The following is a 15,429-nucleotide window of genomic DNA, read 5'->3' as shown; positions in this document are numbered from 1 at the left end:
ATCCGGCGTGCCGCAAGACACTGTCATTCAACGAATTAGTTTCGAATCCGACTCTAAGGTGGCCGGCTCGCCAAAATATGACAGATGTCAAGTAATGGGATGCGGCAAATGACGTATGCCTGTTCGCCCCTGCAAAAAATATGGTGTCGGCAGAAACCATAGCCCGTGAGGGAACATGTCAACGCCGCGTCTCACCCAAGTCGAGCCCGCTGTCGTCCACAAGATGGCGTCCGTCCTCAAGAGCCAGAAGCCAGAGGTTATCCAGAACCATTTCGGTATCGGGCTCAACACATGGGTAAAGCTGCGCGAGGGGAAGGCAATCCGCCACTCCGTCGCGGTGCGCCTGCTGCAACGGTTGCAGCGAGACCAACTGATTTGAAGGGACAATCTGCCCTGCCGGGCACAGCTTGACAGGGCTTGAGTTCGAGCTGGTTGCAGTGCACAATCGCCGCGTGCCTCATACAACGACACAGGCACGCGGGGTCATTGAAATGCAGACTTCCCGGCGCGGCCGGAGCAGACAAGGGGCACAGGCAGGTCGACGGCTGCCCCGGCAGTCGCGAGTGGAAACGCAGGATCAGGTGGCAGAGCTTCGCGCACGCTTGGCTGCGGCCGAAGCGGCCAACGAGGCGAAAAGCCGGTTTCTTGCCAATGTCAGCCACGAAATACGATCGCCGCTCAACGCAATCTATGGCTATGCCCAGCTCGTCGAGCGGGGCGCCCAGGTCGATCCGTTGGCGGCTGCGCGAGTCATTCGCCGCAGCGCCGAACATTTGACCAACCTCGTCGAGGGCCTGCTGGATATCGCCTCGGTCGAACAGGGTGTGGTCCGGGTCGATAACGGGGTGATCCGGCTCGGGGCGCTGGTTGAACAGGTAGCCGAGATGTTTTCGCCACTGGCGGCGCATAAGGGCCTGTCGTTCGTCTGCAGCATACAGGGCCGGCTGCCCGAGTTCGTGCGGCTTGATGAACGGCGCGTACGACAGGCATTGATCAATCTGGTGTCGAACGCGGTAAAGTTCACGCAGCGTGGGGAAATCCGGCTTGTGCTGCGGTGGTCGGGCCAGATCGCCACGATCGAAGTTCATGACACCGGTCCCGGCATTGCGCTTGATCGGCAGGAGCAGATCTTTGCGCCCTACGAACGTGCCGATGCTGCATCCGAGGCCGAGAAGACAGGGGCGGGCCTTGGTCTCGCCATCACGCGCGCTGTCGTGAACATGCTGGGTGGCGACCTCAAGCTGGACAGTGCGGTTGGCCGTGGGAGCTGCTTCACGGTCAAGCTCATGGCGCCGCAGGTTGCGGGAATGGTCGATCATGCGGCCGACAAGGTCCGCCCTGCCGGATACAAGGGGGACCGGCGCGCGATCCTGCTGGTCGACGACGACGCTGATCACCTGTGTGTCTTGCGCACCGTTCTTACCGAGGTCGGCTTCGACGTCGCAGAGGCGGGTGATGGAGCCACGGCGCTGGCACTGGCCGATGCGCAGCCTTTCGACGCCATAATCTGCGATGTCAGCATGCCCGGCATGTCGGGTTGGGATGTCGTGGAACGTCTGCGCGCCATGTGCGGACGCGATCTCAAGATCCTGATGTTGTCCGCCAACGCGTTCGAGCGCCACGGTCTGTCCGGTCAACAAGCCAGCCACGATGCATTTCTGCTCAAGCCAGTGGATCTGGGGTCGCTGCTCGACGCATTGGGGCGCCATCTTCAGCTGGAATGGATCATGCCTGAAGTGCGGGAAACTGGCACTGGCGCGCGTGACAGCGTTCAGGTTTCGGCCGCAACGCGCGAACACGTCGACAGGTTGAAGGCGCTGGTCCAGATCGGTCACGTCAGGGCTCTTGAAGGAGAGATCAAGTCGCTGGCGGCCGCTGATCCTGCTGCAGAAGCGCTAGCCACGCGGCTGTTCGATCATCTCGACCGCTTTGATCTCGCCGGGATCGGAAGGATACTGGAGGACCTGCCCGATGAGTGGCGATAACTTGCGTCGTGATACGGTTCTGGTCGTCGACGACGAGCCGGATTCGCTCCGTTTCCTGACCGATGCACTTGAAGGGGCGGGAATCACGGTGCTGGTTGCCATATCGGGGGGCGCCGCGCTGGACCTGCTTGAGCATGTCGTGCCCGACCTGATCCTGATGGATGCCGTGATGCCGGGAATCGATGGGTTCGCCGCAACCAGGCAGATCAAGGCACGCTCGCAGCTTTCGCACGTGCCGGTGATGTTCATGACCGGGCTTACCGAGAGCGAGCATGTGATCGAAGGCTTCGAAGCTGGTGGCGTCGATTATCTGCGCAAGCCGGTCAACGTGCACGAACTGCTGGCGCGGGTTCGAGTGCATCTGGGCAATGCGCGTGCGATGCAGGCGAGCGCTACCGGCCTCGATGCAACCGGACGGCTGATGATGTCCGTTGATCCCCAGGGCGGTTGCCTCTGGTGCACGCCACTCGCCGAACGCGCCATCCTTCGGGTAAGCCCGGAATGGAGCCGGGAGGAGCGGCAGTTGCCCGATGCGATCCGCCTGCCTTTGCTTCGCGTGCTGGCGCGAAATGCCACGGGGGCATCGGTCCGGATCGAGCAAGGGGAAAGCGCGCTCGAACTGGTCGTGATTGCACAGTACCGCGACAGTGAAGTGCTGATCCGGCTTAACGAACTCAATCCCAAGGCGGACGTGTCCCAATTGCAGCTCAAGCTGGGGTTGACCGACCGCGAGGCCGAAGTGCTGCTCTGGATAAGCTACGGCAAGTCCAACGGGATGATTTCGGAGGTGCTGGCGATCAGCCCGCGTACCGTGCAGAAACACCTCGAACGCATCTACGAGAAGCTGGGTGTAGAGACACGGGCTGCCGCGGCAGCGGTCGCGATCAAGGTGCTCGGCACCTGAAGGCGCTCACGCCGCCGGAAGGGGAAACACTCCTCCAGGCGGCGTTGCGCCCCTGGCCAAACTTCACGCCAGCGTGAGGCTGGTCCAAGGTCGATCAGCGGCGAGCCATCTTCCCGCTGCGGGCGGCGAGCGCAAGCTCCTGAACCATCGGTTCGACACTCGCAATCGCGGCACGGCGGCACTGATAATCAGGCATCGGTGTGACGATCATGCGGTCAGCCGGATCACAGGCTTCTGCAGCGGCGTCGGCAATGCGGTTCCGAAGACGGCGCATGTCCGAGGCGCGCGACAGGTCGAGGCCGTCGGCCGAGATGGCAATGTTGACGGTCTGTGGGGCAGGTGCGGCAAGAGCGATCTGCGGCGCAGACAGCAAGCCGACCGCCAAAGTGGCGGCGATAAAGGTCTTCATGAGCATTCTCCTGCGTACTGTCTTTATGTGCGGGTACCGTTTTTCGGCCTCGCTTATTTTGGTGGACCGTGCGGTTTTGCCCGGCTTGTTGATCCGTGCATAAAATAGGCTGAGGGCACACGTCGGACAAGCCATTTTTATTGCAAAACCCTTGGATTTACGGGGTTTTCGCTGTTGCCACGCAGCATCTAGGCGGCGGCTGCAACGGAGATTTCATGCACGATTCCTCCACCTGAGAAGGCCGAGTTAGGACGCTTGTTCAAAATTCTTGGCAGAAGTCAGCCATTTGGCGGATGGGCTTCATCAAGATTGCAGAAAGGCGCTGGACCCATGCGCATTAGGCCATTTGCTTTGTGCGCTGCAGCAATGGCGCAGGAAATTTTATTGGTGATCGGTCAAGAAGTGGCAGTTGGAGAGCCCATCGGAATGCGTCACGCTCTGCCGGGGAGATGGAGATGACCAGAATGATGCGAGCGCTGCAGGTCCAGAATCTGAGCGCCGACCTGTCCGGTGTTAGCATTGTGGATACCGCGATTCCGGAGCCGCAGTCGGACGAGGTCCTGGTACGGATCGAAGCCGCAGCGCTTGGATTTCCCGATCTTCTGATGACCCGCGGGGAGTATCAGGCAAAACCGGCCTTGCCATTCATTCCGGGCATGGAAGCTGCGGGCGTAGTGGTTCGGGCGAAAAGCGATGGGCCTTGGCGCGAAGGCGACCGTGTGATTGCAGGGATGCTCACCGGTGGGGTCGCCCAATTCGGGTGTTTTCCCGAAGGAGCTCTCCTCAGGCTGCCAGACCGGCTGTCGATGGCCCAGGGCGCGGCCTTGCGGGCTGCCTACCTGACTGCCTGGGTGGCACTAGTATGTCGTGGAGTGGCGCAGGCAGGCGAATGGTTGTTGGTGCACGGGGCGGCTGGCGGCGTGGGACTGGCTGCCGTCGATCTTGGGGTGGCTCTTGGCCTGAAGGTCATTGCCGTGGCCTCCACGCAGGAAAAACGGGAAGCGATCGGCGGTCTCTACAAGCCCGCCCACGTTATCGACGGCAGCGCGGGCTTCCGTGAGCAGGTGCTGACCATTACAGGCGGCAGAGGCGTGGACCTCGTCTACGACCCCGTCGGTGGAGACGTGTTCGATGAATCGACGCGCTGCATCGCGTTCGACGGTCGGTTGCTGGTTGTCGGCTTTGCGGCCGGCCGGATTCCGCAGATCGGTGCGAACATTCCTCTCATCAAGGGGTTCTCGGTGGTCGGCGTAAGGGCAGGGGAATATGGGCGCCGCTTCCCCGATCGAGGCAGGGAGAACATCGCGCATATCCTGGAATTTGCGGATCAAGGCAGGATCAAACCCCACGTCCACGCCGCCTTCCCCTTGGATGACTGGAAGCTCGCGTTCCAGGGCATGGAGGAACGCAGTGTCATCGGGCGGAGTGTCGTCCTGCCACACGGGTGACGTGGGACACGTAGCGCGAGGGCTGCACAAAGACAAAAAATGGGCCGCACCGTTGCCGGCGCGGCCCTGAAAAGTTTGGGAGAGGATGCCTGAAAGGCCCCTCCGAAATGGGGCAACTGCGCTCTTTGTGCAAGTGCGAAAGCCACATACCTAGTTGTGTTTATTGCAATTGAGTGTGTGGGTGCGTGCATTTGTGTGCGGGATTGCCCGGCGTCGAAAGCCCGGATTTCTTGGGGATTTCACTGCGTCGTCTCCAAGCTGTTCATCCTGCCCCCGAGCGCTGACGATGCATTCCCTGCACAAAAGATCAGGTGCGGGGTTTTGCAAATGACCTGTTGCGACCACAGACATTGATTGCTATAACCCATAACAGAAATGGGAGAGAGCACATGCTGTTTGAGCGCATCAATCCAATGACTGGCGCGGTAGCTTCGACGGCCGAAGCCATGCAGGCGTCGGATATTTCTGCAATCACCGCGCGTGCAGCTTCAGCATTTCCAGCTTGGGCGGCCATGGGGCCCAATGCCCGGCGCGCCGTGTTGATGAAGGCGGCTGCTGCGCTGGAAAGCCGCGCTGATGCCTTCGTCGAGGCGATGATGGGCGAGATCGGGGCGACCAAGGGCTGGGCGCTCTTCAACCTCGGGCTGGCCGCAAGCATGGTGCGTGAAGCCGCCGCCCTGACGACGCAGATTTCAGGCGAGGTCATCCCTTCGGACAAGCCCGGCTGCGTGGCCATGGCCTTGCGCGAACCGGTCGGGGTGGTCCTCGGCATTGCACCGTGGAATGCGCCGATCATTCTGGGCGTTCGCGCCATCGCCGTGCCCCTCGCCTGCGGCAACGCCGTGATCCTCAAGGCCTCGGAGCAGTGCCCGCGTACGCACGCCCTGATCATCGAAGCGTTTGCCGAGGCTGGCTTCCCGGAAGGTGTGGTCAATGTCGTCACCAATGCCCCGAAGGATGCGGCCGACGTCGTCGGGGCACTGATCGACGCGCCGCAGGTGAAGCGCATCAACTTTACCGGGTCTACGGCTGTGGGCAGGATCATCGCGGTTCGCGCGGCGCAGCATCTCAAGCCCTGCCTGCTGGAATTGGGCGGGAAGGCCCCGTTGATCGTTCTGGACGATGCCGACCTTGATGAAGCCGTCAAGGCAGCTGCGTTCGGCGCGTTCATGAACCAGGGTCAGATCTGCATGTCAACCGAACGCATCATCGTTGTCGATTCTGTTGCGGACGCCTTCGCCGAGAAGTTCAAGGCAAAGGTAGCCGCCATGCCGGTAGGTGATCCGCGCGAGGGGACGACCCCGCTGGGTGCCGTGGTGGACGCAAAGACAGTCGCGCACTGCAAGAGCCTGATCGACGATGCGCTTGCCAAGGGAGCGCAACTGCTGACCGGAGGCGAGACCACGCACAATGTCTTGATGCCGGCGCATGTCGTCGCGGGCGTCACCCAGGACATGAAGCTGTTCCGCGACGAAAGCTTTGGTCCGGTCGTTGGCGTTATCCGTGCGCGTGACGAAGCCCATGCCATCGAACTGGCAAACGACACCGAGTATGGGTTGTCGGCCGCAGTCTTCACCCGCGACACGGCACGCGGCCTGCGCGTGGCGCGGCAGATCAAGTCTGGCATCTGCCATGTGAACGGCCCCACCGTGCATGACGAGGCGCAAATGCCGTTCGGCGGCGTCGGGGCGTCTGGATACGGGCGCTTCGGTGGCAAAGCCGGCATCGACAGTTTCACCGAGCTGCGCTGGATCACGATGGAGACGCAGCCCGGCCATTATCCCATCTGAATTTGCACGATTGCCCTAGAGGAAAGACCATGACCGAACAGCAGAAGACCGAGCGTGCGGAAGAAGATACCGTCGCTTTCACCGTGGAAGACGGCATTGCCTGGGTGAAATTCAACCGCCCGGAAAAGCGCAACTGCATGAGCCCGAAGCTTAACCGCCGGATGAAGGCGGTGCTTGAGGAACTCGAGTTCCGCGAGGATGTGAAGGTTCTGGTGCTGACCGGCGAGGGTGATGCCTGGACCGCAGGAATGGATCTCAAGGAGTACTTCCGCGAGACCGAGGCGCAGGGTCTTGGAGCGGTGCGCAAGTCACAGCGCGAGAGCTATGGCTGGTTCGAGCGTCTGCGCTGGTACGAGAAGCCGACCATCGCGATGATCAACGGCTGGTGCTTTGGTGGAGGTTACGGCCCTCTGTTTGGCTGCGACATCGCGATCGCATCTGAAGATGCCCAGTTCGGTCTTTCCGAGATCAACTGGGGCATTCTGCCCGGTGGCGGAGCATCCAAGGTCGCCCAGGAACTGATGCCGTTCCGCAAGGCCATGTACCACGCCATGATGGGCGAGAATCTTACCGGCAAGCAGGCCGAAGAACAGGGTCTCGTCACCGAAGCCGTCCCTGCTGACAGGCTGAAAGCGCGCGTTCTGGAGATTTGCGAAGCGCTCAAGAAGAAGGACACGCATGCCCTGCGTGCAACCAAGTGGACGATGCGCCGCATGGTCGACATGACCTACGACAACGGTCTGGAGTACCAGATCCGTGCGCAGGAAGCGCTGCACAGCTTTGGCGGCGCCGCTGCTCGAAAGGAAGCCACGCGCCAGTTCCTGGATGAGAAGAGCTTCAAGCCCGGCCTCGGCACGTTTGACACGAGCAAGATTAAAGCCTGATCATCATCTAGACGGGTTTCGGAAGGCCCCGGACGCATTCGCGTCTGGGGCCTTTCTGATTTGATATGCCCAGTAAAAGCGGTTGCCTGTAGTCTCGCCAGAGGTCAGCTTGGTGGTAGAGGAGTCTTGCTCATGCCGCCCAAGTTCTGCGTTGTCCTTGCCGCTTCCATTGCGTGTTCCATGCCCGCCATCGCGAAAGAGGCCACTTATCCAAAGGCCGAGGCCCAGGTACTCGATCTGTCGCAGAAGGCCATTGCCATTCGCTCGGTGAGGGGGGACGGCAACAGGACCATCGATGTCGCCAGGCTTTTCGGTGACGCGCTGGTGGCGGGCGGCTGGAGCACCTCGGATATCGAGATCACGCCGGTGGACGATACCGCCTATATCATCGCGACGTGGAAGGGCAGCAATCCGGCGCTCAAACCTCTGGTGATCTCGGGTCACATGGACGTGGTCGAGGCCAGGCGCGAGGATTGGGAGCGCGATCCTTTCGTGCCAGTGGTTGAGGACGGCATCCTCTATGGCCGTGGCGCGAGCGATATGAAGTTCGACGGGGCGCTGGCCCTTTCGACGCTCATCGAACTGCGCCGACAGGGCTTCAAGCCCAGGCGCACCATCGTCATCGAGTTTTCCGGAGACGAGGAAACGACGATGAAGACCAGCGCGATCATAGCCGAGAAGCTGAAGAACGCGGAATTGGTCATCAATGTTGATGGCGGTGGCGGACTCCTCGACGAGGCGACTGCCAAGCCTCTGTTCTGGACCTGGCAGGGCGCGGAGAAGACCTATGCCGACTATCGGCTGGAGGTGACCAATCCAGGCGGGCACAGTTCCGCGCCCCGGCCGGACAATGCGATCGTGCAACTCTCGCAAGCATTGGTGAAAGTTGGTGCCTACAAGTTCAAGGCCGAGCAGAACGAAATCACCAAGGCCGCGTTCGAGAAGGCAGCGCCATTTACCGAAAAGCCGGAGGTAGCTGCTGCGATGCGCGCCTTTGCGGCCAATCCTGCCGACGAGACGGCCTTGGCTACTCTGCGGGCCGATCCGGCCATGGTCGGACTGGTTGGCACTACATGTGTGCCGACGATGCTGGGCGGTGGGCACGCGGAAAATGCCCTGCCGCAGCGGGCCTTCGCCAACATCAACTGCCGCATCTTCCCGGGCCATTCCAAGGAAGAGATCATGGCGGAACTGGTCAAGGTCATTGGTGATCCGGTGGTAAAGGTCACCGATGTCACGGTCGGGTCGGTGGCTTCGCCGGCATCGCCGCTACGGCCTGATCTTATGGCCGCAGTGGCGAAGGCGATGGCCAAGGCCTATCCCGGTGTGCCGTTGATCCCCTCGCAATCATCTGGGGCATCTGATTCAATGTGGTTCCGCGCTGTCGGCGTGCCGAGCTACGGCCTGAGTCCGACGTTTGCGAAGGACTCGGAGTCGTTCGCCCATGGCCTCAATGAGCGGACTCGCCTCTCCAACATCCGTCCGGGGATCACCTATTACTTGAGCCTGATCACCGACCTGACGAAGTGATGGATGCGAGGAAGCCGCGGGCGATGTCCCGCGCTTCTCCGGCTGTGAAACACCCGGGCGACAGGCACAGTTCGAGCCAGAGCCCGTCCACCAGCGCCGTGACCGCTATGGCGTGTCGACGGCGTGCCGAGACAGGCACGCCGCAATCTCCTAACAGGGCTTCGAGCCGGGCGCGGTAAAGGGCGTATTGCTCGTCATGCTGACGAGCAATGTCCTTGCGTGCCGTGACAAGGCTCCAGAACGCGATCCACGTGGCCAGCAGGGCCGTATCTGCAATCGGCGGCGCAAAGGAGGCCGTGACGAAAGCTTCCAACCTGTCCTGAGGCGCGGGGCCGGCCTCGGCGACTGCAAGGTCGAGCGCTTCGGCAACACGGCGATCGACATGTTCGTACGTTGCGGCAACAAGCGCATCAACGCCACCGAAGTAGTGACCCACGAGGCCGACCGAGGCACCTGCTTCCTGCGCAATGGCACGGACGCTCGCCCCGGCTGCCCCGTTGCGGGCAAGCACGCGGGCACAAGCTTCGATAAGGCTCAAGCGCCGGACGTCGGGTTCTGTGCGACGGAACGCGGGGGATGCTGCTGCTTCGCTCATCTCTTGAACAATCTGCCCGTTGTTGTACGATTGTTCAACAGACAATCTGGATTCGGGTTCATGGGCGATCTATCCGGCGCATTCCGCCATATCTCATCGGACGAAGTCGATCCTGACGCGGACTGGAGCCTGCCGGGCTGGCTTTATACCGATCCGGAGTACTTTGCCGTCGAGATGGAGCGGGTGATCCGGCCGTCGTGGCAGATCGTCTGCCATGAAGGCGACCTTGCCGCTGCCGGAGAATACCGGACGCTGGATTACCTGAACGAAAGCGTAATCGCGATCCGAGGAGACGATGGCGTCATCCGCGCCTTCACCAACGTCTGCCGCCACCGCGCCATGCGTCTTGTCGAGGGCCCTGCAGGTTGTGCCAGAAAGCTGGTCTGCCCCTATCACGCCTGGACATTCGAGCCTGACGGACGGCTTTCGGGCGTGCCCATGAAGTCGGATTACCCGGCGCTGAAACTCGAAGATAATGGCCTAGTGCCGGTTGCGGTCGAGATCTGGCGTGGTTTTGTGTTCGTGCGTCTGGTTGATGCAGGCTTCCCGAGCGTCGCTGAAATGATGGCGCCGTTCGAGGAAGAGGTTGAGCCTTATCGGTTTGAGGATATGCGCCGCATCGGCGACGTGCGCCTGCGCGAGAGGCAGGTGAACTGGAAGAGCGTTGGCGATAATTATTCCGACAACTTGCACATCCCGGTTGCGCACGATGGCCTGACGCGCATTTTCGGGAAATCGTACGAGATCTCCGACCACGGCTGGGTTGACCGGATGAAGGGCGATCTTGTCGACAAGCCTTCGGCGAATTTCTGGGAACGGTTCTATCAGACGCACCTGCCAGAAGTGCCGCATCTTCCGCAGCAATCGCAGCGCCGGTGGCTGTATTACAAGCTCTGGCCGAACATGGCGTTCGATATCTATGCCGACCAGATTGATTTCATGCAGTGGTTGCCGTTGACGCCCACGACTTCGGTGCTGCGCGAGATGTGTTTTGCGCTACCGGACGAACGCCGAGAGATGAAGCTGGTGCGCTATGCAAATTGGCGGATCAACCGGGTGGTCAATGCAGAAGATACCTGGCTGATCGAACGGATTCAGCAGGGCATGGCGTCGAACTCCTACGGGGCAGGGCCGATTGGCAAGAGCGAAGTGTGCCTGCGCAGCTTCGCCCGCAAAATCCGCGCGATCACGCCCGAGGCGCGACTGCACAGGGCTCCGTCGGCTGGCTGGTCGAAGAAGTAATCACGATGGTTTCGGGGAATTATCGCATGTCCAACCGTTACGACGCACTGATCATCGGCGGCGGCCACAATGGCCTGGTCTGCGCATTCTATCTCGCCAGGGCGGGAATGAAGGTGCGCGTGCTGGAACGTCGCGACATTGTCGGTGGCGCAGCAGTCACCGAGGAATTCCACCCCGGCTTCCGCAACTCGACCGCGAGCTACACTGTCAGCCTGCTGCGGCCCAAGGTGATCGCAGACATGAAGCTCCACGATCATGGCTATCGCGTGATCGAGCGGACAATCAGCAACTTCTTTCCGTTTCCCGATACGTACCTCAAGCTGGGTGGCGGGCCGGGGCGCACGGAGGCAGAGTTCGCGCGCTTTTCCACGAAGGATGCCGAGGCCTATCCCAGATACGACGCCGCGCTGGAAAAGGTCGCCAACGTGCTGCGCGACATTTCGCTGCAGACGCCGCCGAATGTTGGTGGCGGCATTGCTGCGCTGAAGTCTGCTGCAATGCAGGGGTGGCCGATCGCCAAGCTCGACATGGCAACGCAGCGTGACCTGCTGGATATCTTCACCAAGTCGGCGCGCGATTTCCTTGATGGCTGGTTCGAGGACGATCACGTCAAGTCGGCATTCGCGTTTGACGCGGTGGTGGGCAACTATGCTGGCGTTTCGACGCCCGGCTCTGCCTATGTGCTGCTCCACCATGTCTTTGGCGAGGTAAACGGCAAACTGGGCGCCTGGGGCCATTCTGTCGGCGGCATGGGCGCGATCACGCAGGCGATGGCCAAGGCCTGTGCCGAGGTCGGCGTCGAGATCAGCCTTGAAGCACCGGTTTCCAAGGTGCTGGTCAGCAACGGCAAGGCTGCGGGCGTGAAGCTGGAAGGTGGCGAAGAGCTTTACGCGCCGATCGTCGCTGCCAATGTCGGCCCCGCGCTGCTTTACCGGCAACTTGTCGACTCCTCGGATCTCGAAGAGGACTTCAACCGCCGGATAAAGGGCTACAAGACCGGTTCCGGCACCTTCCGCATGAATGTCGCGTTATCCGAACTGCCGGATTTCACTGTGCTGCCCGGCAAGGAACAGGCCGAACATCACACGGCCGGAATCATCATCGCGCCAGGCATGGATTACATGGATCAGGCCTTCATCGATGCCCAGCAGCACGGCTGGTCGAAGAAGCCGATTGTGGAGATCAAGATCCCGAGCACCGTCGACGACAGTCTGGCGCCTCCGGGGCAGCACGTAGCGAGCCTGTTCTGCCAGCAGTTCGATCCGAACATTGATTGGGACGCGCATCGCGAAGAAGTGGCGGACCTGATCATCGATACGGTCACCGAGCATGCGCCGAACTTCAGGGGTGCAGTCATCGCACGGCAGATACATTCGCCTTTGGACCTGGAGCGCAAGTTCGGGCTTATCGGGGGCGACATCTTCCACGGCACCATGGGCCTCGATCAGCTTTGGGCTGCGCGCCCGGTGCTTGGTCATGGTGACTATCGTTCGCCGATCAAGGGCCTCTACATGTGCGGATCGGGAACCCACCCGGGGGGCGGCGTGACCGGAGCGCCCGGCCACAACGCGGCGCACGAGATCATCCGTGACCGTTCAGTGCTGTGGAAGCTGCTGCATCGCTCCTGACCCAGAGATAGACCGGCAAGCCGAGCGCAATGAAGCCCGCGCCATAAGAGAGGGCTTCGCCGCCGAGGCCCCATGCCGCCCAGGCAATGAAGCCTGCTCCGATGAGAGCTGCGACGGCCAGAATGCGCTCGCCCGGTAGCAGGCGCACGGCCGAGAGCATGGCGAGGAAATAGGACAGCATGCCGGCGGCGAGGCTTACGGAGGCGATGAATGCGAAGAGGTCTCCCATCCCGCGACCGAAGTTCAGCAAGGTCACGATGCTCAGCAAGACACTTGAAACCAGGTGCGAGCGTACCGGTGTGCCGCGGGACCCTTCTGTTGCGAACCAGCGCGGGAAGACGCCGCCCTTCGCCATAGCCCAAGGCACTTCGCCTTGAAGAAGGATGAAACCATTGAGCGTGCCGAACGCGCTGATCGCGGCGAAGACTGCGACGATCTGACCCACACCGGACCCGAAGAACCGCGCGAGAAAATCGGCCACTGGCGCAGGAGATGCGGCGGCAGCTTGCATGGGCATGTAAAGTGCGAAGGCGGTGGAAATGCCGATGTAGACGAACCCGGTCAGTGCGACGCCGATCAGTGTGGCGCGCGGGACGACCGAGGCGGCGTTCTCCACCTTGTCAGCAGGGACGGTTGCTGACTCAAGGCCGAGGAAGCCCCAGAAGGTGAGGCCAGCTGCCGCTGCAACCACCGTGCCTGACAGCGGCACCGCAGGCTGCACTGCACGGGGGGCGCCAGTAAGCAGCAACCACAGAGTCAGGCCAATAAGGCCAACCAGCGGCACCAGTTTGAGTACTGTGGTGACAACCGATACATCGCCAGCGGCGCGGACACCCCGAATGTTGACCGCGGTGAGCAACCACACGCACCCGACGGAGATGATCGCAGGAAACCCGGGAACGCGGCCCATGACGGGAAAGATCAGGCTCAGGTTGGATACGACCGCGACTGCTACGGCGCCGTTGCCCGCCCAGATCATTGTCCAATACGACCAGGCAGTTACAAAGCCTCCAACCGGTCCGAATGCGGTCTGCGCATACGCATAGGGTCCTCCCGCCAACGGCAGGCGTGCCCCAAGGCGGGCAAAGGTGAAAGCAAGGCACAGCGCACCGGTGATCGTCACCGCCCAGCCAATCAACTGGTTTTGACCCAGGGGTGCAAGCGTTGCGGGCAGGATGTAGATTCCCGAACCGATCATGTTGCCAACGACCAGCGCCAGCGTCATCCAGAAGCCCAGCTTGCGCGTCGCGATCATTGGCAACTGGTTCCCTTCATTGTGCTTGGGTGAAGACTAGCGCTTGATCGCGAGGCGTCACCATGTTTGTGATGCAGTTGATGACCAATGTGACCACGTCTTCGCCGCACCTTGCTGCACCGGTCTACGATCCGCGGCTTGTCCGTGCGGCGGTTGCCATGAACGAGAACGACTTGCCAACGGCCGAGCCGCTTCTGCGGTCGCTGCTGAAGGACGATCCCTTCGATGTCCGCGCCATCCGACTGTTTGCCGAACTGGCGGGACGTATCGGGCGCTATAATGACGCGGAGAACCTGTTGCGCAGGGCAATCGAGCTTGCTCCGCAGTTCACGGCAGCAAGGGCGAACCTCGCCTTGGTCCTCTACCGCACAAATCGTGCGCCCGAGGCGTTGGAAGAGCTTGCAAAAGTCACGGCTGACGATCCGGACAACGCCGGGCACGCCAACTTGCAGGCAGCTGCCTATGGCCGCATAGGCGAGTTCGACGAGGCTCTTGCGCTCTACCAACAAGTGCTGCGGCAAGCGCCCAACCAGCCCCGCGTCTGGATGAGCTATGGTCATATGCTCAAGACCGTTGGGCGGCAGGCGGAGGGTATCGCCGCCTACCGCAAGGCCATCGAACTTCTGCCAGTGCTTGGTGAGGCCTGGTGGAGCCTTGCAAATTTGAAGACGGTGAAGTTTAGCAATGACGACATGGCGGCCATGCAGCAGGCACTGGCGCGGACGGACCTCACTGCGGAAGATCGCTGGCATCTCGATTTCGCGCTGGGCAAGGCTTTCGAGGATCGAGGAGAGGCAGAGGCGTCGTTTGCGCACTACGCGGCAGGCAACGAGTTGCGTCGTCGTCGGATACCATATCGAGCGGAAGATACGACCCAGAACGTGAATGCTGCGATCGCAGCTTTCACGCCGGCTGTCGTCGCTGGATTGCAGGGGAAGGGGTGCACAGCGCCTGATCCAATCTTCGTTCTTGGCATGCCCCGCGCGGGCTCGACGCTGGTCGAGCAGATCCTGTCCAGTCACTCGCAGGTGGAAGGTACGAGCGAACTCTCCGACATCGGCTTCCTTGCACGCAGTGTCGAAGGCTATCCCGAAGCGCTGTCAGCTCTCGATGGTGACGAACTGCGCAAGCTTGGCGAAGCCTATCTTTCGCGAACCCGGGTGCAACGGCATACGGCACGGCCATTGTTCATCGACAAGATGCCGAACAACTGGCTGCATGTGCCCTTTATCCATGCGATCCTGCCGAACGCCAGGATTATCGATGCCCGTCGTCATCCGCTCGCCTGCTGCTTCTCGAACTTCAAGCAGCATTTCGCGCGGGGGCAGGGCTTCAGTTATTCGCTGGATGACATGGGCCGCTATTACCGCGACTATGTGCGGGCGATGGCGCACTTTGATCAGGTGCTCCCGGGCGTCGTGCACAGAGTGATATACGAGCGGATGGTAGAGCAGACGGAAGCCGAAGTTAGGGCTCTGCTGGCCCATTGCGGCTTGCCATTCGAGGAGTCTTGCCTGACGTTCCATGAGACCGAACGTGCAGTGAGGACTGCAAGTTCGGAACAGGTGCGTCGCCCGATTTTTCGCGATGGAACAGAGGCATGGAAGCCTTTCGAGCAATGGCTGCAGCCTCTAAAGTCGGTGTTGGGTGACGTTCTCGAGGCCTATCCGGACGCGCCGGCAGACTTCGGAACCGACATCGTTGTAAATTAGCCACGCCTGCAGGGTTAACGCTCGCTTCGTGCAGTATCCCGCTTGAC

At 61.3% G+C, this 15,429-nt stretch carries 13 protein-coding genes; 10 read left to right on the top strand and 3 right to left on the bottom strand.

All coding sequences use genetic code 11. From position 1 onward, the window contains the following. Nucleotides 1-175: 175 nt before the first annotated feature. The 3 genes from AX703_RS04090 to AX703_RS04080 all read left to right on the top strand — a co-directional run bounded on the left by AX703_RS04090 (nt 176) and on the right by AX703_RS04080 (nt 2,889). Nucleotides 176-379: a hypothetical protein gene (locus AX703_RS04090; RefSeq protein ID WP_039333830.1), complete on the top strand. Its 204-nt coding sequence runs from the start codon at nt 176-178 to the stop codon at nt 377-379. A 202-nt stretch (nt 380-581) separates the two neighbouring features. Beyond that, the gene (locus AX703_RS04085) at nt 582-1,985 is read left to right on the top strand and encodes an ATP-binding protein (protein WP_231735365.1); all 1,404 of its coding nucleotides are present in this window, start codon (nt 582-584) and stop codon (nt 1,983-1,985) included. Then, the gene (locus AX703_RS04080; protein WP_039333832.1) at nt 1,972-2,889 is read left to right on the top strand and encodes a response regulator; all 918 of its coding nucleotides are present in this window, start codon (nt 1,972-1,974) and stop codon (nt 2,887-2,889) included. Before AX703_RS04085 ends, AX703_RS04080 begins: the two co-directional genes overlap by 14 nt. 94 nt (nt 2,890-2,983) lie before the next feature. Here the strand turns inward: AX703_RS04080 and AX703_RS04075 are convergent, their stop codons facing one another. Further along, nucleotides 2,984-3,298 carry a UrcA family protein gene (locus AX703_RS04075; RefSeq protein WP_062342841.1) on the bottom strand — a complete coding sequence of 105 codons (315 nt, stop codon included), beginning with the start codon at nt 3,296-3,298 and terminating at the stop codon, nt 2,984-2,986. 455 nt (nt 3,299-3,753) lie between these two features. Between AX703_RS04075 and AX703_RS04070 the strand changes: the two genes are divergently transcribed. The 4 genes from AX703_RS04070 to AX703_RS04055 all read left to right on the top strand — a co-directional run bounded on the left by AX703_RS04070 (nt 3,754) and on the right by AX703_RS04055 (nt 8,950). Further along, nucleotides 3,754-4,746, top strand: a complete 993-nt coding sequence (locus tag AX703_RS04070; RefSeq protein ID WP_062342849.1) for an NADPH:quinone oxidoreductase family protein — start codon at nt 3,754-3,756, stop codon at nt 4,744-4,746. 389 nt (nt 4,747-5,135) lie between these two features. Beyond that, entirely contained in the window at nt 5,136-6,536 is a 1,401-nt protein-coding gene (locus AX703_RS04065; RefSeq protein WP_062342839.1) for an aldehyde dehydrogenase, read from the top strand. Between the two features lie 29 nt (nt 6,537-6,565). Continuing rightward, the gene (locus tag AX703_RS04060; RefSeq protein WP_062342837.1) at nt 6,566-7,420 is read left to right on the top strand and encodes a p-hydroxycinnamoyl CoA hydratase/lyase; all 855 of its coding nucleotides are present in this window, start codon (nt 6,566-6,568) and stop codon (nt 7,418-7,420) included. 132 nt (nt 7,421-7,552) lie between these two features. Further along, complete coding sequence (locus AX703_RS04055) at nt 7,553-8,950, top strand: M20/M25/M40 family metallo-hydrolase (protein ID WP_062342835.1); 1,398 nt, start codon at nt 7,553-7,555, stop codon at nt 8,948-8,950. Here the strand turns inward: AX703_RS04055 and AX703_RS04050 are convergent. Next, nucleotides 8,931-9,545 (bottom strand): TetR family transcriptional regulator C-terminal domain-containing protein, encoded by a 615-nt coding sequence (locus tag AX703_RS04050; protein WP_062342833.1) that lies wholly within the window; start codon nt 9,543-9,545, stop codon nt 8,931-8,933. The genes AX703_RS04055 and AX703_RS04050 overlap by 20 nt on opposite strands. A 60-nt stretch (nt 9,546-9,605) precedes the next feature. Between AX703_RS04050 and AX703_RS04045 the strand changes: the two genes are divergently transcribed. Next, the gene (locus AX703_RS04045) at nt 9,606-10,787 is read left to right on the top strand and encodes an aromatic ring-hydroxylating dioxygenase subunit alpha (RefSeq protein ID WP_062342831.1); all 1,182 of its coding nucleotides are present in this window, start codon (nt 9,606-9,608) and stop codon (nt 10,785-10,787) included. A gap of 26 nt (nt 10,788-10,813) precedes the next feature. Next, nucleotides 10,814-12,415 carry an NAD(P)/FAD-dependent oxidoreductase gene (locus AX703_RS04040; protein ID WP_062342847.1) on the top strand — a complete coding sequence of 534 codons (1,602 nt, stop codon included), beginning with the start codon at nt 10,814-10,816 and terminating at the stop codon, nt 12,413-12,415. On the opposite strand, the gene AX703_RS04035 is transcribed toward AX703_RS04040, so the two are convergent. Then, nucleotides 12,369-13,670 (bottom strand): amino acid permease, encoded by a 1,302-nt coding sequence (locus AX703_RS04035; RefSeq protein ID WP_062342829.1) that lies wholly within the window; start codon nt 13,668-13,670, stop codon nt 12,369-12,371. The two genes, AX703_RS04040 and AX703_RS04035, sit on opposite strands and share 47 nt — an antisense overlap. A gap of 80 nt (nt 13,671-13,750) precedes the next feature. Here AX703_RS04035 and AX703_RS04030 point away from each other — a divergent pair, with 80 nt between their 5' ends. Continuing rightward, the gene (locus AX703_RS04030) at nt 13,751-15,382 is read left to right on the top strand and encodes a sulfotransferase (RefSeq protein ID WP_062342845.1); all 1,632 of its coding nucleotides are present in this window, start codon (nt 13,751-13,753) and stop codon (nt 15,380-15,382) included. Nucleotides 15,383-15,429 lie beyond the last annotated feature (47 nt).

Origin of the sequence: Novosphingobium sp. CCH12-A3 (genome assembly GCF_001556015.1) — a bacterium.
GTDB classification, from domain to species: domain Bacteria; phylum Pseudomonadota; class Alphaproteobacteria; order Sphingomonadales; family Sphingomonadaceae; genus Novosphingobium; species Novosphingobium subterraneum.
This window is presented reverse-complemented; position numbering and strand designations above follow the sequence as displayed.